The organism is Solwaraspora sp. WMMD792 (assembly GCF_029626105.1).
GTDB lineage: Bacteria > Actinomycetota > Actinomycetes > Mycobacteriales > Micromonosporaceae > Micromonospora_E.
Genome location: NZ_JARUBH010000009.1, coordinates 6,116,608 through 6,137,606 on the forward strand (window position 1 = coordinate 6,116,608; position 20,999 = coordinate 6,137,606).

General features: G+C 68.8%; 20 protein-coding genes. 9 read left to right on the forward strand and 11 right to left on the reverse strand.

Annotated features, from left to right (window positions below):
• The 8 genes from O7629_RS28500 to O7629_RS28535 all read right to left on the reverse strand — a co-directional run bounded on the left by O7629_RS28500 (position 1) and on the right by O7629_RS28535 (position 9,057).
• A complete protein-coding gene (locus O7629_RS28500; RefSeq protein WP_278173113.1) occupies positions 1 to 750 on the reverse strand; it encodes an alpha/beta fold hydrolase in 750 nt (249 codons plus the stop codon).
• Entirely contained in the window at positions 747 to 2,666 is a 1,920-nt protein-coding gene (locus O7629_RS28505; RefSeq protein ID WP_278173114.1) for a non-ribosomal peptide synthetase, read from the reverse strand. Before O7629_RS28505 ends, O7629_RS28500 begins: the two co-directional genes overlap by 4 nt.
• 167 nt (positions 2,667 to 2,833) lie before the next feature.
• Positions 2,834 to 3,022: a hypothetical protein gene (locus O7629_RS28510; RefSeq protein ID WP_278173116.1), complete on the reverse strand. Its 189-nt coding sequence runs from the start codon at positions 3,020 to 3,022 to the stop codon at positions 2,834 to 2,836.
• 231 nt (positions 3,023 to 3,253) lie between these two features.
• Positions 3,254 to 4,555: an FAD-binding protein gene (locus O7629_RS28515; RefSeq protein ID WP_278173117.1), complete on the reverse strand. Its 1,302-nt coding sequence runs from the start codon at positions 4,553 to 4,555 to the stop codon at positions 3,254 to 3,256.
• 3 nt (positions 4,556 to 4,558) lie between these two features.
• Positions 4,559 to 5,581, reverse strand: a complete 1,023-nt coding sequence (locus O7629_RS28520) for a polysaccharide deacetylase family protein (RefSeq protein ID WP_278173119.1) — start codon at positions 5,579 to 5,581, stop codon at positions 4,559 to 4,561.
• A 163-nt stretch (positions 5,582 to 5,744) separates the two neighbouring features.
• On the reverse strand, positions 5,745 to 6,629 hold the full coding sequence (locus tag O7629_RS28525; protein ID WP_278173120.1) for an aminoglycoside phosphotransferase family protein: 885 nt from the start codon (positions 6,627 to 6,629) through the stop codon (positions 5,745 to 5,747).
• An 80-nt stretch (positions 6,630 to 6,709) separates the two neighbouring features.
• A complete protein-coding gene (locus O7629_RS28530) occupies positions 6,710 to 7,585 on the reverse strand; it encodes a glycosyltransferase family 2 protein (RefSeq protein ID WP_278173121.1) in 876 nt (291 codons plus the stop codon).
• A gap of 71 nt (positions 7,586 to 7,656) precedes the next feature.
• A complete protein-coding gene (locus O7629_RS28535; protein WP_278173122.1) occupies positions 7,657 to 9,057 on the reverse strand; it encodes a glycosyltransferase family 2 protein in 1,401 nt (466 codons plus the stop codon).
• Here O7629_RS28535 and O7629_RS28540 point away from each other — a divergent pair.
• On the forward strand, positions 9,014 to 9,886 hold the full coding sequence (locus O7629_RS28540) for a phytanoyl-CoA dioxygenase family protein (RefSeq protein ID WP_278173123.1): 873 nt from the start codon (positions 9,014 to 9,016) through the stop codon (positions 9,884 to 9,886). The genes O7629_RS28535 and O7629_RS28540 overlap by 44 nt on opposite strands.
• A gap of 49 nt (positions 9,887 to 9,935) precedes the next feature.
• Positions 9,936 to 10,730, forward strand: a complete 795-nt coding sequence (locus O7629_RS28545) for an LLM class F420-dependent oxidoreductase (RefSeq protein ID WP_278173125.1) — start codon at positions 9,936 to 9,938, stop codon at positions 10,728 to 10,730.
• A gap of 91 nt (positions 10,731 to 10,821) precedes the next feature.
• Here the strand turns inward: O7629_RS28545 and O7629_RS28550 are convergent, their stop codons facing one another.
• Positions 10,822 to 11,535 (reverse strand): SDR family NAD(P)-dependent oxidoreductase, encoded by a 714-nt coding sequence (locus tag O7629_RS28550; RefSeq protein ID WP_347403701.1) that lies wholly within the window; start codon positions 11,533 to 11,535, stop codon positions 10,822 to 10,824.
• Between the two features lie 106 nt (positions 11,536 to 11,641).
• Here O7629_RS28550 and O7629_RS28555 point away from each other — a divergent pair, with 106 nt between their 5' ends.
• Positions 11,642 to 12,583: an AraC family transcriptional regulator gene (locus O7629_RS28555; protein WP_347403740.1), complete on the forward strand. Its 942-nt coding sequence runs from the start codon at positions 11,642 to 11,644 to the stop codon at positions 12,581 to 12,583.
• Between the two features lie 30 nt (positions 12,584 to 12,613).
• Here O7629_RS28555 and O7629_RS28560 read toward each other — a convergent pair whose 3' ends face one another.
• Both O7629_RS28560 and O7629_RS28565 read right to left on the reverse strand, forming a co-directional pair.
• Positions 12,614 to 13,420, reverse strand: coding sequence for an SAM-dependent methyltransferase (locus O7629_RS28560; RefSeq protein WP_278173129.1), 807 nt, complete (start codon positions 13,418 to 13,420; stop codon positions 12,614 to 12,616).
• 107 nt (positions 13,421 to 13,527) lie between these two features.
• Positions 13,528 to 14,373, reverse strand: coding sequence for a DeoR/GlpR family DNA-binding transcription regulator (locus O7629_RS28565; RefSeq protein WP_278173130.1), 846 nt, complete (start codon positions 14,371 to 14,373; stop codon positions 13,528 to 13,530).
• A gap of 306 nt (positions 14,374 to 14,679) precedes the next feature.
• On the opposite strand from O7629_RS28565, the gene O7629_RS28570 reads away from it, so the two are divergent.
• The 6 genes from O7629_RS28570 to O7629_RS28595 are packed head-to-tail and all read left to right on the forward strand — an operon-like array spanning position 14,680 to position 20,931.
• Positions 14,680 to 15,969 (forward strand): sugar ABC transporter substrate-binding protein, encoded by a 1,290-nt coding sequence (locus tag O7629_RS28570; RefSeq protein WP_278173131.1) that lies wholly within the window; start codon positions 14,680 to 14,682, stop codon positions 15,967 to 15,969.
• A 58-nt stretch (positions 15,970 to 16,027) separates the two neighbouring features.
• Positions 16,028 to 16,963: a sugar ABC transporter permease gene (locus O7629_RS28575; RefSeq protein ID WP_278173133.1), complete on the forward strand. Its 936-nt coding sequence runs from the start codon at positions 16,028 to 16,030 to the stop codon at positions 16,961 to 16,963.
• 5 nt (positions 16,964 to 16,968) lie between these two features.
• The gene (locus O7629_RS28580; protein ID WP_278173135.1) at positions 16,969 to 17,811 is read left to right on the forward strand and encodes a carbohydrate ABC transporter permease; all 843 of its coding nucleotides are present in this window, start codon (positions 16,969 to 16,971) and stop codon (positions 17,809 to 17,811) included.
• Positions 17,812 to 17,850: 39 nt separating this feature from the next.
• Positions 17,851 to 18,714, forward strand: coding sequence for a ketose-bisphosphate aldolase (locus O7629_RS28585; protein ID WP_123607000.1), 864 nt, complete (start codon positions 17,851 to 17,853; stop codon positions 18,712 to 18,714).
• A gap of 1 nt (position 18,715) precedes the next feature.
• A complete protein-coding gene (locus tag O7629_RS28590) occupies positions 18,716 to 19,963 on the forward strand; it encodes an ADP-dependent glucokinase/phosphofructokinase (protein WP_278173137.1) in 1,248 nt (415 codons plus the stop codon).
• Positions 19,960 to 20,931 (forward strand): class I mannose-6-phosphate isomerase, encoded by a 972-nt coding sequence (locus tag O7629_RS28595; protein ID WP_278173138.1) that lies wholly within the window; start codon positions 19,960 to 19,962, stop codon positions 20,929 to 20,931. Before O7629_RS28590 ends, O7629_RS28595 begins: the two co-directional genes overlap by 4 nt.
• Positions 20,932 to 20,999: the final 68 nt, after the last annotated feature.

The following is a 20,999-nucleotide window of genomic DNA, read 5'->3' on the forward strand; positions in this document are numbered from 1 at the left end:
TCAGCCCACTGCGGCACCGGCCCGGAGCAGGCCGAACGGTGGGTCAGAAGTCAGGTAGAAGTGGTCGCCCGCGACGACCTCCTCGTGGAACGGGCCTCGGGTGAGCTCCGGCCACGGCCGGCAGTCCGCGTCGACGTCCTCGCGCCCGACGATCGTCGTGACCGGGCAGCGCAGCAGCGGCTCCATCCGGAACGCGCGGACGTAGGCGTGGAACATCCGACCGTCGCTGCGGATGTACGGCAGTACGAGTTCCTGGAAGAAGGGGTCTGCCGCCACCTCGGGATCCGTACCTCCGAGGCTGATCAGCCGTGCGATCGTCGTCGGATCGTCGTCGGGCTCCTCCTCCGTCAACTCCTCCGGCTCCGGCAGTGGAGCGTTGCGTGACCCGGAGGCGAACAGATGGGCCACCGGGATACCGTCGGTCTCCAGGTGCCGGGCCGTTTCCAGCGCCACGGCCGCGCCCATGCTGTGCCCGAAGAAGACCAGCGGACTGCCGGCCAGCGGGCGTACCGCTGCGGCGATCCGCGCGGCTAGCTGCACCAGGTCGTCCGGCGCTGGCTCGTCGATCCGCTCGGCCCGGCCGGGATAGCGGACGGCGTGCACGACGCTGTCCGGCAGATGGGCCTGCCAGTCGCGGAACATCGTCGCCGAGCCACCGGCGTGGGGGAAACAGATCAGTTGTCGTCGTGCGCCCGCCGGGGCGGAGCCGGTTTGCAGCCAGATGCGCGGGTCCACGCCGGAGGCCGTCATGCCCGCACCCGCCGGGCCCGCGCGGCTCGGGCGCGCTCCACGACCGCCTGACGCGGGTCGTCGACCGGCCCGGCATCGGTGCCACCACGTCCGATCAGCTCCGCCTGGGCTGCCACCGTGGTGTGCCGGAACAGCGCCACCACGGACGGCCGCGTCCCGGTGCGCCGCTCCAACGCGCCCTGCAGCTGGAACATGGTCAGTGAGTGGCCACCGAGGTCGAAGAAGTTGACGTCGACCGGGACGTCGGCGACCTTCAGCACCTCAGCCCATGCCGCGGCGACCTGGGCGGTGGCGCCGTCACGGGTGGGCTGAGCCGTCGGCGCCGGGGTCGGGTGTGCGGCGTACCGGCGTAGTGCCTCACGGTCCACCTTGCCGTTGACGGTGAGCGGGAACTCCGGTACGACGTGGATCCGGGCGGGCACCATGGCCGCCGGCACCTGCCGGGACAACTCCAGGCGTACGCTCTCCGCGCTCACCGCTTGATCCGCGACCACGAATGCCTCCATCGCGGTCCGCGTTTCGTCGGGCAGGACCGCAGCGTCCCGTACGCCGGGCACGGCCCGCAGCGCGGAGTCCACCGCGCCCAGTTCCACCCGGTGCCCGCGGATCTTGATCTGATCGTCGCGGCGGCCCAGGAAATCCAGCGTTCCCTCGTCGTTCCAGCGCGCCATGTCGCCGGTCCGGTACATGCGCGCGCCGGGCGTCGCGTCGAACGGGTCGGGCAGGAACGCCTTCTCTGTTGCCTCTGGTTGGCCGAGGTAGCCGTTAGCGACGCCGGCACCGCCTACGAACAGCTCGCCCTCGACGCCACGGCCGACCGGGCGCAGGTCGTCGTCCAGCACATATACCCGGCCACCGGGGATCGGACCGCCGATGCTGACCGGGGCCGGCCCGGTGAACCGCCGGTACGTGGCCCAGACGGTCGCCTCCGTCGGTCCGTACTCGTTGACCAGGTAAACCCGGGAGCCGTGCGTGGCGAAATGGCGGCGCAGGAGAGTTTCGGGCAGCGCCTCGCCAGCGGTGATGACGGTGTCCAACGACTGCAGGGCGTCCGGGCCGGCACGGTCGGCGGCGTCGAGCAGCACCGCGTACAGCGACGGGACGCAGAGCAGGTGCGTCACCCGGCGGTGACCCACCAGGCGGACCAGACGCTCCGGGTCGCGCACCTCGTCGGCTGCTGCTACGACCAGACGGCCGCCAGCGCTCAGGGTTCCCCAGATCCCGGCGATCGAGGAGTCGAAGGCCAGCGGCGAGACGAGCAGGAAGGCTGGCGCACCCGGGTAGACGAGGCGGCGGGCCGCCGTGGAAGCGGCCAGTTGGCCGTGGGTGACGAGCACACCTTTGGGTTCGCCGGTGCTCCCGGAGGTGTAGATGACATAGGCGGGATCGTCGGCTCTGGCTTCGGCCGCCGGCCCCGGCTGTGGGGCCGGCTCCGGACGGTGGGCGACCACGAGCGGCCGGCCGACCGCTCGAAGCCGTGGCTCGGTGGCCGGGCTGGTCACGACGGCGGCGACGGCGGCGTCGGCGAGAACCGCCGCCACCCGTAGGTCGGGCTGCGCAGGGTCGATCGGCACATAGGCGGCACCGGCCCGCCAGACGGCCAGGACGGCGGCCACCATGGCGACCGACGGCTCCATCACCACGGCGACGGTGTCGCGGTTGCCGACGCCTGTGGCGGTGAGCCGTGCGGCGAGAGCCGCCGCCCAATCGTCGAGGGCGCGGTAGCTGAGGCTGTCGGACTCGCCCTGCACCGCGGTGGCGTGAGGGTGGGCGCGGACGTGTTCGTCGACCGACTGGGGCAGGAGCGGCGGCGTTCCGGGAAGCGCTGCGGCCAGGCCGTGCGGCCGTGGGTCGTCCGGAGTGCGTCCTGGCCGATTTTTGGTGATCAACGGTTGGGAGGGCACTGCATACGCCATGGAACTCCCCCGATCGTCATCGGTGTGGTCTGTGTGGGCACGCACCCGAGGCTAAGCGATCTGGCAAATTTTGGCAATCTCTGACAAGCATCTGGCAAGTGCTGTACGTGATGGTGTGCCGCCCCAGGTGGAGCGGCACACCGGTGGTGGTGCGAGTCGGGTCGTGATCACGGCCAGTCGATGTCGGAGGCGACCGTCGATGGGGCCGAGGTGGCCGTATTCGCGCCCAGCGTGCCGGTCAGGGCTCCGAGGGCGAGGCAGGCGACCGCGCCGAGGGCGGCTATCCGTAGCAAGGTGGGCGAGGTGGGCGAGGTGGGTCGACGGTCGACGAGGCGTGCGGGGTTGCGATGCGACATGGTTGATTCTCCCGGTACTCGAAATGTCCGGCAGTGCGACTCCGTTGTCGTTCTGCAGCGGTCAAAGAAAAGATGAGTGTCGATGTCTTTATGAGCCTACTGTCCCTGGCTGGTTGCGACCAACCCGCCGATCCGATTTTGTAACCATGGGACCGGAGTCGACTTTTTAGACATTAGGGGTGCTGTCTGCAATCTGCAGCCAGACGCTGGCGACCCTGGCGATTCTGGCGATTAGCCGAAAGTCGGTGACTCGACCGGCTCGGAGGCGGCTACGCTGATTTTGTCGCCATCCAGAAAAAGATCATCTAGAAATGCGTTCCGGAACTTGCCCGGGAAGTCAAGGTGCCGCATCAGCTCCGCGAAGTCGGCGGCGCGCGGGTAGCCCGCGACGATGTCGGGCCCGGCCAGGGTGGTCAGCTTGGCCCAGTGCGGCCGAGCGTCGAAGGGTCGCAGCGCTTTCTCCACCTCGGCGAGGACCGGGAGCACCGCAGGCCAGTTTCTGACCCAGGTGAAGTGCACCGTCACCGAGTCACGACGGTAAGCTGGGCTGAGCCACAGGTCGTCGGCACGTACCGTACGGATCTCGGCGATCTGCAGGACCGGCGCCAGCTGCTCGGCGAGACCACGCACCGCGGACAGCGCAGCCGAGGCGTGGTCGCGCGATACGTAGAACTCTGACTGGAGTTCGTCCCCCGAGCCCGGCATGAACTCCGGGCGAAAATGTGGCAGACGCTCGTGCCACGGGCCCGGCCGATCCAGTTGCTCCGTGCTGAACTCCGGCGAGACTCCGTCGACCGGGTGCATCGGCCGCTCGGCGTGCCGACCGCCGTTCCAGCCCGACTCCGCCCATCCGGCGCGACGCTTACGCCAGACCGAGCCCTCCTCGCTGTGCCACGTGGTGAAGACGCTGACGCTGTAGGCCGAACTGAAGACTGCGTCCAGCTCGCCGATGATCTCGTCGAGCGGAACGCCGACGTGCACCTGCTGGCTCATCTCAAAGGCTGGCTCGACGTCCAGGGTCAGCGCCGTGACCACACCGAGCGCGCCCAGGGCGACGACGCATCCTCCGAAGATCCGGTCCTCGTCCCGCCGCAGCTCGCGCAGCTCGCCGTCTGGGCCCACCAGTTGCAGGCCCCGTACGGCGGCGGCGAGGCAGCGCAGCGTGTCTCCGGAACCGTGTGTTCCCGTCGCGCAGGAGCCGGCCACCGAGATGTGTGGCAACGAGGCCATGTTCGACAGCGCGTATCCCGCCCGATGCAGCTCCGCGGCCACCTCCGCGTACCGCATCCCCGCGCTGACAGTGACGGTCCGGTTCCGCTCGTCCAGGCTCAGCACCGTCGGCAGGCTGTCCAACCGGATCAGATCGTGCGTGGTGTCCGCGATCAGGCTGAACGAGTGCCCGCTGCCCAGGGCCCGGATCCGAGGTATGCCGGCGACCAACCGCCGTACCTCGTCGATGGTGTCTGGCTGATGGATCCGGGCCGCGCCGAAGACGACCGAGCCAGCCCAGTTCGTGAGTCCCTGCGTCTGCACGGCTCACCTCCCGCCGGTGACGAACTCGTCGGCCGCGACGAACCGGAAGGAACGTTCCAGTAGGCCCTCGATGATGCGGGGCAGGGCCGCCACGACCTGTGACCGGTCCCCGCCGCCGTCGTGGAGCAGGACGATCGAGCCGTTGCGGGTGGTGTCGAGCACGCGTTCGGCGATGATCTCGGTGCCGGGCATGGCCCAGTCGACCGGTTCGACGTCCCACAGCACCATCGTGGAGTCGACCGGCCGTAGCCACTCGAGTACCTCCGGGGTGCGCGAGCCGTACGGCGGGCGGAACAGCCTAGGCGCCGCGCCGGTCGCCTTCTCGATCGTCTCGTTCGTCCGCTCCAGCTGTTCCAGCAGCTGGTGCCGGGCCAGCTCGGGCAGGAACGGGTGGGACCAGGTGTGGTTTCCGACGGTGTGTCCCTCGTCGATCATCCGGTGCAGCAGATCGGGGTGAGCCGCGGCGTTCATCCCGACACAGAAGAACACCGCGGGAACCTGAAAGCGGCGCAGCACGTCGAGGATCTGGGCGGTGTACCCGGGCGCGGGGCCGTCGTCGAAGGTCAGCGCCAGGGTGGGCCGCCCCCGGTCGCCGTGGGTCACGCAGCGGTGCTTGTCGACCATCGCGGCGAGCGCAGCGGCGCTGGCCTGTTCGTCGCGCCGCAGCACGTGCTCCCGGCCGGTCTGAGTGCCGCGGGTGGGGTCGAGCCTGACCAGACTTCCGAGGTCACGCCAGGCGGCGCGGGCGAGCACATCGGCGGGCACCGAGCCGAAGTCGGGTCGCGGTGGCAGCAGATGCGGGTCTGCGCGGTACACGACGAGGCCGGCCGCCATCATCCGGCCGTCCAGAATGCCGTTGGTGCTGTCCACCACGACCGCAGGTGCGCCGATCGTGTGCAGTCGATCGATCATGGCGTCGACGTCGGCGGCGTTGAACCAGGCCGGCGCGGCCACCGGTTCGCCTGTGTCGTCCAGTACGGCGAGGCGATATCCATCGCCACTCCAGGAGACTCCTGCGTAGGGCATAGGTCCTCCGAGCGGGCGTAGGCCCGGACGTGGCGTGCGAACTGCGTCGTCCGTGGCTCAACGGTCATCGATGCATAACGTTGCCACCGGAGTTCCTGTTTGGCAACTAGGATGGCAAGTTTTGGTAAAACACGTGACCGGACAGCACCCGCGCAGGAGGCGTTCAGGCGACCGCCGCAGCCAGCGTCCGTCGAGCGGTGTCGGCCATCACCGGATTGGTGTGCTGGTAGTAGGGGAGCGCCATGATCGCTTGCGCGACGGCCCAGCCACGGCCGCGTTCCCAGGTCAGATCATCCACCCGCAGCGCGGAGCGGTACGCCCGTCGCCCTTCGTCGTCCAGCAGGTTCCACGCCGGCATGAGGTCGACTGCGGGATCGCCGATTCCGGCCGAACCGAGGTCGAGCACGGCGGCCAGCCGGCCCTCGCGCAACAGCAGGTTGCCGGGCATCAGGTCGGCGTGGATCCACACGTCCGGGGTGTCATGCCTGCCGGTGGCGAGGCACTGCCGCCAGACCTCTGCTACCCGGCGCACGTCGACGAGCCCGGCGCTGTCGGCGAGCGCGCCATCGACGGACTCGGCCAGCCGGGTGAGCGGGCCACCACGCCCGCGGCCTTGCCAGGTGCGCCCGCCGGTATCCATGCTCTGCAACTCACCGACGAACCGGGCGAGATCGCGAGCGAGCTCCAGCTGGTCGACGCCGGTGCCCGGTTCTACGGTGTCACCGGGGATCCACCCGTACGCTGTCCACCATCCGGAATAGCCGGCGGCGGGCCGGCCGACCGCGAGCGGCTCGGGCACGAGCAGTCGGGTGTGCCGGGCGATCAGGCGCGCGAGGTCCTGCTCGTGCTCCAGCGACGCCCGTGCGGTGGCGCCCGGGTCGGGGCGGAGCGGGAACCGCAGGACGACATCGTCGCCCAGCCGGAACAGGGCGTTGACCGTGCCGTGCGAGGTCACCGGCCGGACGGGGAGGTCTCGCCACCGGGGGAACTGTTCGGCGACGAGGCAGGCCACGTCCGCCACCGTGATGTCCACTTGGTCGGCATGCATCCGCACGCTGTCAGCGCTCCCTTCGACACGGTCGCGATCACTGGTAGTGTGTTGATGGTCACGGGTGGTGCGGGTGCCCGTCAGTCAGCCGCAGTCGCAGCCGCTCGGGCCGCGGCCACGGTCTCCCGCTGCTTCCAGTTGGAGACGCCGCCCAGGTAGTACCGTACGGTCGCCGCGCCGGTGGAGAAGATCGGCACGTCGTTGCTCACCAGCCTGCCGAGAAGTTTGTCGTCGGGCGCGACGTTGTTGGCGTGGTCCTCCTCGGTGAACTCCTCTGGGATTGGCAGGCGCAGCAGCAGTTCGCGGCGCAGCAGCCAGACGCTCTGGTCGACGGTCATGATCGGATCATCGGGACCGGTGACCGTGCTGGGACGGAACGAGGCGCTGCGAATGCCGGGATCGGCACGGTCCATCACGACGTTCGACCCCGGGAAACGGACGCCCCGGTCCACCATGAGCTGATAGAGCCGCCGGCCCTCCTCGTACGTGAACGAGGTGTGCCACACCTCATCGGTGTACGGCGTGCCGTCGGCGTTCCACATGGTGCGTCCGGAGTGCACCGCGTCGGCGCCCGTCTGCCGTGCGAGGTCGCGCAGGCTGCTCAGGTGGTGCGGCTCGAACTCGTTGTCGTCGTCGAGAAAGGCGATCCACTCGGCAGACGAGATCCGCGCACCGGTGTTGAACAGCCGGGACAGCCGCGGATAGACGAAGCGCCGGTCACGCGGCGGCTCCTCGCGCTCCTGTGGTGAGCGCTCGACCAGGTGCGCGACGGTGCGCCGTCCGGGGGCTGTCGGGGCTGACTCCACCACCGCCACTGACTCCGGATCATCGTCGATGACGATGATGTGCTCGATGTCACCCGGGTAGTCCTGGGCGAGGACGGAGGCCATCGCGCGGCGCAGCATCTGGTGGCGGTGCCGGGTCAGTGTCACGACGCCGATCGGGTCTGGCGACATCGGAGTCCCCTTTCAGGACGGAAGTCGTGTCTTATGCCAAATTTTGCCAAAAGTTGCCTGAGTCGTCAACGTCAGCTGCCGGACGGCGACGGTGTCTCCACCCGACGGGCCACCCGGGCAGCCTCCGCCAGCACCATGTCCCGGAAACGCTCACCCAGCCGCAGTACGCGCGGCAACACCCGACATTCAGCCAGGTCGCCATCGGCATAGGGCAGGGCGAGGCCGATCAGCGGCGTCACCTGTCGCGGAGTCCCCGGGTCGAGCACGTCCTCCACCGGTTCGCCGGCCTCGTCCAGCGCCAGGCCCACCACCAGGACATCGACGCCGTTTGCGGTGCCGCGGGCAACGCCCAGCGACTGGCCCGCGCCGTCGAGCGCGGTGCTTACCTCGGCGCGGAGCGCGCCAATCTCACGGTTGGCCACCCAGGAGTCGCTGGCCCGGAACAACTCGACGTCGGGCCGAGGCCATTTCGCCAGGAAACGAGCCTTGTTGGTCGCGAAGGCCGCGAAGTTGATCTCCGCGTCGCGGGCATGCGGCAGATGCAGGCCGCAGAGGTCCGTGCCGAGCAGGATCGGTGTGTCGGTGGCGGCAATTCGGTAGCCCCACTCCTGGTCCTCGGCACCCCAGCCGCAGAAGTCCTCGTCGAAGTAGATTCCGTGCCGGCGTACGACGTCACCGGAGATGGCGACGAAACCGGTCCATACCATCGTCCAAGGCAGCGTCACCGGCTCGAACCGCCAGCGAGGGTCCTCCCGCAGCCCGGTCGTCGCATCCAGTCGGGCGAGCACGGCGCGGTGGCGACTGAACGGCGCGGCGGCCACCGCCTCGGTCGTCGAGAAGTTGTCGTAGCCGATCAACTGCCCGACCACGCACCGGGCAGTCCCGTCGGCGAAATACCGGCGATGCATCGACTCTAGACAGCGGGGCGGGAGCATGACATCGGCGTCGAGGAGTACGACCACGTCGCCGGACGCTTGCCGCAGCGCGATGTTGCGGGCGTGGCTGGTGTTCCAGGGCCGCTCCACCATCACGGTCGCGATGTCGAGGTGGCGGGCGTACTCCTGGCACAGCCGCAGGTAGCCGTGGTCGTACCCGATCGCCCCGACGACGACCTCGAAACGGGCGCGGTCGAGCGTCTGTTCGGCGAGGGACGCGAACACCATGCGCACGTTGTCGAGGCGCTGCTTGTAGGGGATCACGATGCTGATCAGTGGGGTGCCCATACCGGCATATTGCCCAATCTGGCAAAGATAGGCAACACGAGCGGGGGCAGGCAGCGCGAGCGAGGGTTGCCAGATGGCAAAACTGTTGCCAAACTTGCTCGATGGTTTGCCTGGTGCTGCCTCGCGTATGCGGATCCGGCCAGGTGGCCCAAACCACGCCCGACGGTGCTGCGGCGCATACCGCGCACAGAACGGAGTCGACGACGTGACCACGCTGCAGATGGACATGTTCACGAACCCGGCGATCACCGACGCCCAGCTGAACCAGTTCGACGACCAGGGGTATCTGATCCTGCCCGGCTTCCTGCCGGTCGACCTGGCGAACCGACTGCGGCAGGAGGTGGATCGCTGGGTGGACGACGGACTGCGCGCCCGGTCGATCGACAGCTGCGTCGATCCGGACAAGCACGGTACGCCGCCGCTGATGGAGCTTGAGATGCCGACGCACGGCGAGTTGATCGCCTACCCCCCGCTGATGAACCTGCTCATCCGGTTGCTGGGACCGGCGTTCGCCTTCCACCACCTGCACAGCGACCGCCAGGCACCCGGACTCCCCGGTAAGGCCTGGCACCACGACTACGAATACGGGCCGCAGGTCGACCCGGCCCACCGCATGGTCCACACCCTGCACTACCTCGACGGCCTCGACGATGGGACGTCGAGCCTGGTGGTGCTCCCCGGCTCGCACCGGGAGCGGGTGGCGAAGACCGCCCGCGCCCACCTCGGCACCACCGTGCTACCCGGTGAGCTCAATCTGGAGCAACTCCCGGCGCGCTCGACAGTCGTGCTGCACTCGGCACTCTTCCACGCCCGGCGGCCCCGGCCGGACGGGCGTACCAAGGACCGCTACTTCATCGACACCTCGTACTGCCAGGCCGGAAGCAAGTGGCCGCCGGTCAAGCCGTACTGGCGACGCATGCTGCAGCGCGGCCGCGAGTTGCGCCTCGACCGAGGTCGGTGGCCGGACCTGTTCCGCGAGGAGCACTTCACCGAGTACCGCCGCCCGCAACAGCCGGCCGACAGCCAGGGCCGCACCGCGTCCGCGCGAGCGGTGCGGCGGCCCGGAGCCGGGCGTTGACCATCGCCCCCGCCTTGGCACGACGCCCGTGACGATGGGAGGAAACGACATGTACAGGCCCATACGAATCGGCCTGCAGATTCAGCCGGAGCACGCCGAGTACCGCCAGATCCGCAACGCCGCCGTGGCGGCCGAGGAGCTCGGCGTCGACATCATCTTCAACTGGGACCACTTCTTCCCGCTCGACGGCGATCCGGACGGCCGGCACTTCGAGGCATGGACGATGCTTGGTGCCTGGGCCGAGTCGACCTCCCGGGTGGAGATCGGCACACTGGTCAGCTGCACCGGATACCGCAACCCCGACCTGCTCGCCGACATGGCCCGCACCGTCGACCACATCAGCGAGGGCCGGCTCGTCCTCGGCATCGGTGCCGGTTGGTGCGAACGGGACTATCAGGAGTACGGCTACGAGTTCGGCACGGCCGGAGGGCGCCTCGACCGCCTGAGCGGGGATCTGCCCCGGATCCGGGCTCGATGGACCCGGCTCAACCCGCCGCCCACCCGGCCGATCCCGGTCCTCGTGGGAGGCGCCGGTGAACGCCGGACCCTGCGGCTGGTGGCCGAGCACGCCGACATCTGGCACTGCTTCGGCGACCCGCCGACCCTCGCGCACAAGATGGCCGTGCTGCGCCGGCACTGCGCCGACGTGGGCCGCGACCCCGCCGCGATCGAGGTGTCGACTGCGGTGGCTGGCGCGCCCACGCCGGCGGGAACGCCCGATGTGCTCGGTGAGCAGCTGCGGGCCCTGGGTGTCTCGATGTTCACGGTCGGCGCGCTCGGGCCGCGCTACGACCTCGGCGTACTGAAGGACTGGATCGCGTGGCGGGACGAGTCGAACCGCTGACCGAAGGGTGACCGCAACGCCGCCATCCGTTCAGGCAACCCGTCCACCACCGCCCACCAATCCGCGACCTACCCGCACCGCGTGGCGATGTTCAGGAGCCCATCGCGGTGAACGCCGCGGTGAAGGCCCGCGGGTCGGTGTTCCACAGTTCGCTCATCTGCGCGGACGTCGGATCCGGGTAGATGTCTTCGGCTCCGGACGCGATGCCGTCGAGGATCGCGTCGGCGACGGCCCGGGGTGCCGCCTTGGGCGTGTCCACGCCGGCCAGCATGTCGGTGTCGATACCGCCGGGGTAGACGCCGTGCACGCTGACCCCGGCTCGGGTCAGTGCCGGTCGCAAGGCGAGGGTCAGCGAATGCGCTGCGGCCTTGGACGCCGAGTAACCCGCCATCGGCGGTGCCGGCGCGTACGCGAGCAGGGTCAGCACGTTGACCAGTGCGCCCTTGTTCTTCACCAGTACGGGAGTGAACGCTCGGACCATGTCGTAGAGGCCGGTGAAGTTGACGGCGAACTCCCGGGCCAGCCCGTCGGGGTCGGCGTCCAGGGCCGGGGCGAACGCCGCCACGCCAGCGTTGTTGATCAGCAGGTCGGCTTCGGTGGCCAGGGCGGCGAGCCGCTTGATGGCGGCCCGGTCGGTGACGTCGAGGGCGACGGGCGTGATCCGCTCGTCGACGCGGACCGTTTGCGGGTTGCGGGCGCTGGCGTAGATGTGCTTGACGCCGCGTTCGAGCAGGGCGTCAACGAGGGCGCGGCCCAGGCCGCGGTTGGCTCCGGTGATGACGGTGGTGCTTCCGGTGATCTCCATGCCATCCACCCTGCCGCTCATCGGTGAGATGATGAATGCCCGTACTACTCGGGCACTTGTCCCTCAGTCTCATCCCGCCTGCTCGTATGTCGTTTGCGGACCTAGACTGTGGCGGGTGGATGTTCTTGGCGACGTGCTGGAGCTGGCGCGGGTCGACGCGAGCCTGATGGCGACCTTCGACGCGCGGGCTCCCTGGGCCATCGAACTGCCGGACCGACAGGGTGCCACGTTCCATGCCGTGGTGGCAGGCACCTGCTGGTTCAGCGTCGGCGACGCGCCGGCGCGCCAACTTACCCCGGGTGACCTCGTGCTGCTGCCGGCCGGGGCGCGTCACCAGTTGGCGAGCGATCCGGGTCTGCCGCCGCGCCGCTTCGATGAGGACCTCAAGCGCAGCCTCATCCGTCCCAATGGTGAGCTGGTGCTCGACGGGCCCGGCGGACGGACCCGAATCCTGTGCGCGGGCTACCATTACGCCGCCGCTGTCCACCCCCTGCTGGGACTGCTGCCGCCGGTGTTGCACGTGGCCACCGCCCAACCGGCGAGCGGACCGTGGCTGCGCTCGGTTCTGGATCTGCTGGCCCACGAAACCCGCAGCGGTGCCGCCACCGGCTCGGGTACCGCTGCGGTACGCCTGCTCGATCTGCTGCTGATCCACGTCGTGCGGGCCTGGCTCGACACCGAAGGTGACACGATCGACCCATCGTGGCTGCGGGGCCTACGTGACCCGCTCACCGCGCAGGTTCTGGCCGTGCTGCACGAGCGACCCGGTCACGACTGGACCCTGGACACCCTCGCCGCGACGGTCAACGTCTCCCGTGCCACCCTTGTGCGGCGCTTCACCCGCCACGTCGGCGAACCGCCACTGACCTACCTCACCCGCTGGCGCCTCGACGTGGCCGCCCGCACGCTACGCGACACCACCTTGCCGGTCGCCACCATCGCCCACCGGATGGGCTACACCTCCGAGTTCGCCTTCAACCGCGCCTTCGCCCGCCTCCACGGCCAACCACCCGGCCGCTACCGCCGACATGCCGCCACGAACGGTTGACCGCCATACGACAAGATGACCTGTGGTGGCTCAGCCGATGCGGCCGACACCGCCGAACAGGTAGACCTCGGGCTCGTCGGACTCCGGGTCGGGGCGCCAGCGTGAGCAGGTGACGACGCCGGGCTCCAGCAGGTCCAACCCGTCGAAGAAGCGTTCGAGCTCCACCTTGGTCCTGGCGCGGATCGGCGTGCCGCCGCGTTCGGTGGTTTCCCGCATCACGCGCAGCATCGGCTCGCCGTGGATCTCCGCCGTGGAATGGGTGAGCACCAGGTGGCTGCCGGCGGGCATCGCCTGCACCAGTTGCGCGACGGAGCCGTACGCCACGTCGTCGTCCATGATGTGGTTGACGACGCCGAGGAGCATGAGCCCGATCGGCTGCGAGAAGTCGAGCGTCCGCCGCGCGGACGCGAGGATCACGTCCGGCTGCCGCAGGTCGGCTTCGACGTAGTCGCAACTGCCTTCCGGTGTGCTGGTCAGCAGCGCACGCGCGTGTGCCATGACGAGCGGGTCGTTGTCGATGTAGACCACCCGGCAGCGCGGGTCGAGGGACTGCGCGACCTCGTGGGTGTTGTCCGCCGAGGGCAGACCGGTACCGACGTCGAGGAACTGACGGATGCCGGCGTCCCTGACGAGGAACCTGACCACGCGCTGGAGGAACGCGCGCTCAGCCTTGGCTCCGATGGGGATGTCCGGGATGTGGGCGATGACCTCATCGCCGGCGGCCCGGTCGACCGCGAAGTGGTCCTTGCCGCCGAGCCAGTAGTTCCAGATCCGCGCCGAGTGCGGAACGGCGGTGTCCAGCTTGGAGCCTGAAGGGAGCTCCCAGTCCTCGGTCATGGAACAATTCTTCCGCACCGACGGGGTGACGACGCAACTGGGGCGGCGGTCCGACGGCCCGGCCGAGCTCCAGTAGGGCACCTGGTGGTGAGCGGAGATCGTGGACGTCAGACCGCGTTGCGGGCACCTCGCTGTCGTGGTGAGGCCGGCGGGGTGATGACCTTCACATCGTTCGCGGCCAGGGCCTCCCGTAGTTCGGCGGGCGGCAGGGTGTCGGTGATCAGGTAGTCCGCGCTGCCCAGCTCGGAGACCTGGGCGAAGAGTCGACGGCCGAACTTCGAGGAGTCGGCGAGGATGGCCACCCGGCCGGCGCGCGAGATCATCTCCTGCATCATCGCGGCTTCGGCAAGGTTGCTGGTCGTGTAGCCGGCCTCCGCATCGACCGCGCCGACGCCGATCAGCGCCAGGTCGCAGCTGATGTCCAGTTCGGCGCCGCTGGTGGCCCGGAACCGCACCGGTCCGATGGTGGCGAGGGTCAGGGTGCGTACCGCGCCGCCGAAGACGTAGATGTCGCGGATGGCGGTGGGTGGCAGCGCCCCGGGCACCAGCAAATTGTTCGTCGCCACGGTGAGGTCGCGGTGCTGACCCAGGTTGCGGGCGACCGCCAGGGTCGTGGTCCCGCCGTTGATCATGATGGTCGAGCTGTCCTGGACCAACGCCGCGGCCAGTGCCGCGATCTTCTCCTTCTCCTGCTCCTGCAGGCTGAGCCGTTGGTCGACGGCGCGGTCGGTGCGGGAGACTGTGGACAGACTGACCGCTCCGCCGTAGGTGCGTACGAGCGCCCCGTCGGCACTGAGCTGGTCGAGATCCCGCCGGACGGTGTCGATCGAGACGCCGAACCGTTCGGCCAGCTCGTTCACTGTGACCTGACCGGTGTCGGCGACGTACGCGGCCAGCTGGGCCTTGCGCCCGGCGGGCAGGTTGCGCTGCCGCTCGTCCTTGTCGATGTTCATGCTTCCCCCTTGTCAATGCGGGAGTATGCCACAACCCTGCGTTTCCTGCCGAGTCTGCTGCATGGAACAGCATCGAACAGCAGTGGCGTGCCTCGGGTCAGAGAGCCGTCGGCGTGGCCTCCAGACCAGCGTCGACGGGGTCCAGGGTCCGCCACGGAGGCGTGCTCAACCCCGGCGCTGGCGCAGGACTCTGCGGTGCTCCGCGTTTTTCTGCCGTTCTACTCTTGTCCTTGCCCGTAACACGTTGCTAACGTGACGCCAACATTCGCACAGAATCGAATGATCTCCATATAGAAGGAGTCCGCCATGGTGTTTCGTGTCAGCCGGCTGAGCAGACTGGTGGGGGCGGTGACCGCGGCGACGACAGTCGCGTTCGTCGCGGCGTGTGGTGCGGACGACGGTGCGTCGGACGGGGACGGCACCGTCACGCTGGAGTTCGCCCAGTGGTGGGGCGCCGAACTGCCGGCCGGGGAGTTCGACCGGATCATCGACGAGTTCACGGCGCAGAACCCGAACATCGAGATCGAGTTGCTGAGCGCGCCGTACGCCTCGACCAAGCAGCAGCTGCTCACCGGCGCCGCCTCGAAGACCCTGCCGGACGTGGTGGGTCTCGACGGTGCCTGGGTCAACGACTTCGCCAAGCAGGGCGCGATCACCGACCTGTCCAGCCTGATGGCCGAGGCGAACTACGACGACAGCGAGCTGGCCAGCCAGATCCAGATCGACGGCAGCACCTACATGATCCCGGTGGTCAACTTCGTCTACCCGCTGTTCGTCAACAAGGCACTGCTCACCGAGGCGGGCGTCGCGGACGTGCCCACCACCCGCAGTGAGTTCCTCGACGCGGCCACGAAGATCAGCGCGAGCGACGGCGACGTCAAGGGCTGGGCGCTCCCGCTCGACACCGCCGTGCCCAACGGCATCCAGAACGACGTCATGTCCTGGCTCTGGGCCTCCGGCGGCAGCATGCTCACCGCTGACGGCAAGCCGAACCTGACCAGCCCGGAGGTCAAGGAAACCGTCGAGTACGTGAAGAGCCTGAACGACGCCGACGTCATCGCACCCGGCGCGCTCACCATGAAGGAGCAGGACAAGGTCGAGAAGTTCAGCAACGGCCAGATCGGCATGATGATCGACTCGCTCGCGCACATCAACCTGATCCGGGAGAACCAGCCGGACATCGAGTTCGAGGTGGCTGCCCTGCCGGCGGCCGACGGCTACACCGGCGAGCGCGGCATCCCGTACGCGTCGTGGGGCATCGGCATCTCGGACTCCAGCGAGCACAAGGCCGAGGCGTTCAAGTTCGTGTCGTACCTGATGAGCCAGGAGACGAACGCGCAGCTGAGCACGATCGCGAACGGCTTCCCCGGCAACAAGAACGCCGAGCCCGACTTCGGCAGCAGCGACCCGCTGTTCCGGACCGCCTTCGAGATCTACCAGCAGGGCTACCCGGCCAACGAGTTCGTCGGCCTACCCAAGTCCGAGGACCTGATGCGTAGCTTCGCCGAGCAGCTCCAGCTGGTGCTGACCGGCGGGTCGAGCGTCGATGACGCACTCGCCGCAGCACAGGAGAACTGGTCCTCGGTCATCGAGTAGTCCCGCCCGGGTGCCGCGCCGGAACACCCCCGGCGCGGCACCCGACCAAGGAGAAGCCATGACACTGACGGCACCCCGGGCCTCGACCCGCGCCGCACCGGCCGCCCCTGGGCGGCCCCGATCCACGCTGGCCCGGCGCCTGGTCCCGTACGGCTACCTGTCCCCGACGGTGCTGCTGATCGTGGTCCTGATGGTGGTCCCCATCGTCATGGTGGTCGGCTACTCGTTCCGGGACAACGTGATCGTCCAGGAGAACTCGGTCTTCGCCGGGTTCGCCAACTACACCAGGGTGCTCACCGACCCGGACTTCCTGGCCGCGCTGCGCAACACCGCCGTCTTCATCTCGGTCAGCATGCTGGCGCATCTGGTCCTCGGCCTCACCTTCGCGATGATGCTCAACACCCAGCTGCTGAGCGGGGTCACGAAGGCCATCTTCCGGATCGTCTACATCCTGCCCTGGCTGTTCACGATCGCGGTGATCGCCGTCATCTGGCGGCTGCTGTTCGACCCGTCCGGCGTGGTCAACTACGTGCTGCAGACGGTGGGCCTGGTTCAGGAGGGCGTGAACTGGTTCGGCGACCCGGCCACGGCGCTCTGGGCGGTGACGTTCGTCAACATCTGGTCCGGCTACCCGTTCTTCATGATCAGCCTGTTGGCCGGGCTGCAGGGCATCCCCGCCGACCTGTACGAGGCCGCCGCGGTGGACGGCACCAACTGGTGGCAGCGGTTCCGGCACGTGACGCTGCCCCAGCTGCGGCCGGTGATCATCAGCATGGCGGTGCTCGACCTGATCTGGACCTCCCACCAGTTCGCGTTGATCTGGATGACGACCGGCGGCGGGCCGCTGAACTCCACCGAGATGCTCAGCACCTTCACCTACAAGCAGGCCTTCAGCGAGTACGAGTTCGCCACGGCGTCCGCCGCCGCCGTGATCGTCCTGCTGCTCACGATGGTGCTGGCCTTCTTCTACGTACGCTCGCAAAGGGAGCGGTGAGGCACATGGCCGCCGTCAAGACTCGGCGTACCCTCGCGAAAGCCGGCGTCGTCACCGGGCTGGTCCTCGGCGGGCTGTTCGCCGGCCTGCCGGTGCTGTGGATGCTCTCCACCTCGCTGAAGCGCAACGGCGAGGTCTTCCAGAGCCCGCCGCAGCTGATCACCGAGGGCTTTTCGTTCGACGCCTACCGCGAGATCCTGGGCAACGGCACCCAGCTGCGGTTCTTCCTCAACAGCTACATCGTCGCCTTCGCGGTGACCATCCTGACGCTGCTGGTGGCGATCCTGGCCGGCTACGCCTTCAGCCGGTTCAGGTTCCCGTTCCAGAAGACCATCAACACGGTGATCATCAGCGTTCAGGCGGTACCGCCGATCACGCTCGTCATTCCGTACTTCGGGCTCATCGTCGCGCTCGGCCTGTACGACACCTACGCCGGCCTGATCCTGACGCACATGGTGTTCACCCTCCCGTACGCGATCATCATGATCACCGCGTACCTGAACACGCTGCCCCGCGAGCTGGACGAGTCGGTCAAGGTCGACGGTGGCACCGGCTGGACCGCGCTGTGGCGGATCCTGGTGCCGGTCTCGGTGCCCGGCCTGGTCGCGGTCGGTGTCTACACCTTCATGATCTCGTGGAACGAGTACCTGTTCGCCCTCACGCTGACCCGTACCGACGACATGCGGACGGTGCCGATCGGTATCCAGCTGCTCATGGGGCAGCACTCGTACGAGTGGAACCAGATGATGGCGATGAGCATCCTCGGGTCCGTTCCCGTCCTCGTTCTCTTCCTCCTCTTCCAGCGTCGCTTCGTCGGCGGGCTGACCGCCGGCGCAGTGAAGACCTGACCTCCGAACATCAACCAGCAATCAAGGAGAAAATCGGAAATGCTGACGACCGGCAAGGCGATCCTCGATGTCGCCAACGCGCACAGCTTCGCCGTGCCCGCCTTCAACATCAGCGACTGGGCGATGTTCAAGGGCATCGTGGAGATCAGCGAAGAGACGAACGCTCCGCTGATCGTCGGGATCCACCCGGACGAGATGCGGCACATCGGGCGCGAAATGATCCGTGGCATCGCGGAACGCGCTCACAACTCGAGCGTCCCGATCGCGATCCACTGGGATCACGGCGCCACCTACGAGCAGATCCTGCAGGCGGTCCAGTTCGGCTTCACCTCGGTGATGATCGACGGGTCGCTGAAGCCGTTCGAGGAGAACATCGCGATCACCCGGAAGGTGACCGACTCGGCGCACGTTCTCGGCGTGTCGGTGGAGGGCGAACTCGGCACGATCGGCGGCAACGACAGCTACGCCGAGGCCGGTGCCGCCGAGATCATCTACACCGACCCCGACGACGCCGTCACGTTCATCGAAGAGACCGGCGTGGACAGCCTCGCCATCGCCATCGGCACCTTCCACGGCCTCTACCCGGCCCATCTGAAGCCGGAGTTGAAGCTCGACCTGCTCAAGGAGATCAAGAGCCGGGTACAGATCCCGCTGGTACTGCACGGTGGCTCCGGCAACCCGGACGACGAGATCCGCGAGGCGGCGCGGATCGGGATCAACAAGATCAACATCTCTACCGACATCAAGGTCGCCTACCACGACAAGATGCGCGAGGTCCTCGGCAGCGACCGCAAGGTACGCGAGCCGAATGCCATCCAACCGGCCTGTATCGAGGCCATGAAGGTGGTAGCCGCCCAGAAGATCGAGCTGTTCGGTGCCGCCGGCAAGGCATCGCTCTACTGACATGGCGGACCCGTCCCGCGTCGTCCTCGGCCTCGGCGGCTGCGTCGACTACGAGCTGAAGCTGACCGCCGACGTCCTGGAACAGCTGGTCGCCGGCTACGGCATCGCCGCCGCGGAGCTGACCTCGCCGGTCACGGTGACCAGCGAGCGGGATCTTGTGGTGTCGATCCTCGGGTACGTCGCCCGGGGCGGCGGCGGCGAACACTACGTCGCCTCCGCCCCGGCGCTGGAGCTCTTCGCCGGCCGGTTCCCGCACCGGGTGGCGCTGGGCGGCACATCGGTGCGGGCCGGGATCCTGATGAGCCGCCTCGGCGTGCCGTCGACCCTGCACCTGGTCAGCGTCGACGACACGGTACGCCGGCTGCTGCCACCGGACGGCGCGTACCTGTCCAGCGGTGCCGAGGACACCCTGCACCCGCACCTGATCGTCCAGTACGACCAGGGTCTGCGGATCCGCGCCGGTGAGCTCGACATCACCGCGCCGTTCCCGAACCGGCTGATCTACGTCAACGACCCGGCCAACGGCACGATGCTGCTCAGCGGCGAACTCGGCGACCGGCTCAGCCGGGCCGACGTGTTCCTGATCTCCGGATTCAACGCCATGCGCTCCGCCGAGCAGCTCGACCGTCGACTCGCCGAGCTGCGCGCACACATGCGGCGGTTGCCACCCGGGGCGGTGACCTACTTCGAGGACGCCGCCTACCACGAGCCCGCGCTCAACCGCCGGGTCCTGGCCGCGCTGCGCGACGCGATCGACGTGTACGGCCTGAACGAGGACGAGATGCAGTCCTATCTCGGGCACCCGGTCGACCTGCTGTCGGCGGCGGAGGTCGCCGACGCGCTGACGGCCATGCACGCGCTCGTCCCCGTACCGATGCTGGTCCTGCACACGAAATACTGGGCCGCTGCCTTCGGCGCGCAGGCCGCCAGCTACGCCGAGGCACTCGACACCGGCACCGTCATGGCCGCCCTGCGTTACCGCCACGGCGACGACTTCACCGACTCCGACATCGAACGGCTGCGCCGGCAACCGCGACGGCCCGGGTCCGTTGCCTTCGCCGCCGAGCTGCGGGCCCGGCTCGGCGACCAGGTGCACTGCGTACCCGCGTTCGCGCTCGACGTCACGAACCCCACCACGGTCGGGCTGGGCGACACGTTCGTCGGCGGCTTCCTCGCCGCGCTCGCCCGCCGGAGCACGTCTGCGGCGACCAGCCCGTCCCCGCATCAACGATCGGACCACGGCCGATGACCGTCGAAGTACTGCCCGCCAACCAGCCGGAGACGTTCTACCGGGGTGCCGGCCGGATAGCCGGGTTCCGCAACAGTGCCGCACTGCCCGACCGTCCCGAGGACTGGGTCGGCTCGGTGACCACCCGGTTCGACCTGGGCCCATCCGGGTTGTCCACGCTGTCCGACGGAGGCGTGCTCGCCGACGCGATCGCCGCCGACCCACGCTGGTGGCTCGGTCCGCACCGCACCGACACCGGCGTGCTCGTGAAGCTGCTCGACGCCGGCCAGCGACTGCCGCTGCACGTACACCCGGACCGCCGCTTCGCCACGGCGCACCTGGCGTCGCCGTACGGCAAGACCGAAGCCTGGGTGATCGTCTCCGCCCGCCCCGACGCCTACGTCCATCTCGGTTTCGCCCGGGACGTCCCGGCCGACGAACTCGCCGGCTGGGTCGCCGACCAGCAGACCGCGCAGCTGCTCGCCGCCACCAACAAGATCCCGGTGTCGGCCGGCGACGCGATCCTCTGCCCCGCCGGCCTGCCACATGCCATCGGCGACGGCATCCTGCTGGTCGAGGTCCAGGAGCCGACCGACTTCTCCGTGCTGCTCGAGTACGCCGACTTCGGCCTCGCCGACGGGCACCTGGGCCTCGGCTACGAACTCGCCCTGCAGTGCGTCGACCGCCGCAAGTGGACGCCGGAGCAGCTCGACCGCCTGCGGGGTGGCCAACACCTGCGGGGCGGGCGACACCTGCTGCCCGACGCCGCTGACGAGTTCTTCACCGCCCGCCGGCTGCGCGACGGCGACCGCCTGGAGCAGGGGTTCAGCGTCCTGGTCGGGATGGCGGGACAGGGGCGGCTCACCGGTGAGCACGACGACGTGCCGCTGCGGCGCGGGGACACCCTGCTGGTGCCGTACGCCGCCGGCCCGCTGCGGCTGGCCGGCCCGGTCGAAGCGATCAGGCTGGCCGGGCCGCAGCCCCGGTGACGGCACCTCGACCAACGGCTCCGGTCACGGTGACCTCGACCAACGGCTCCGACCTGCCGAACCCGCTG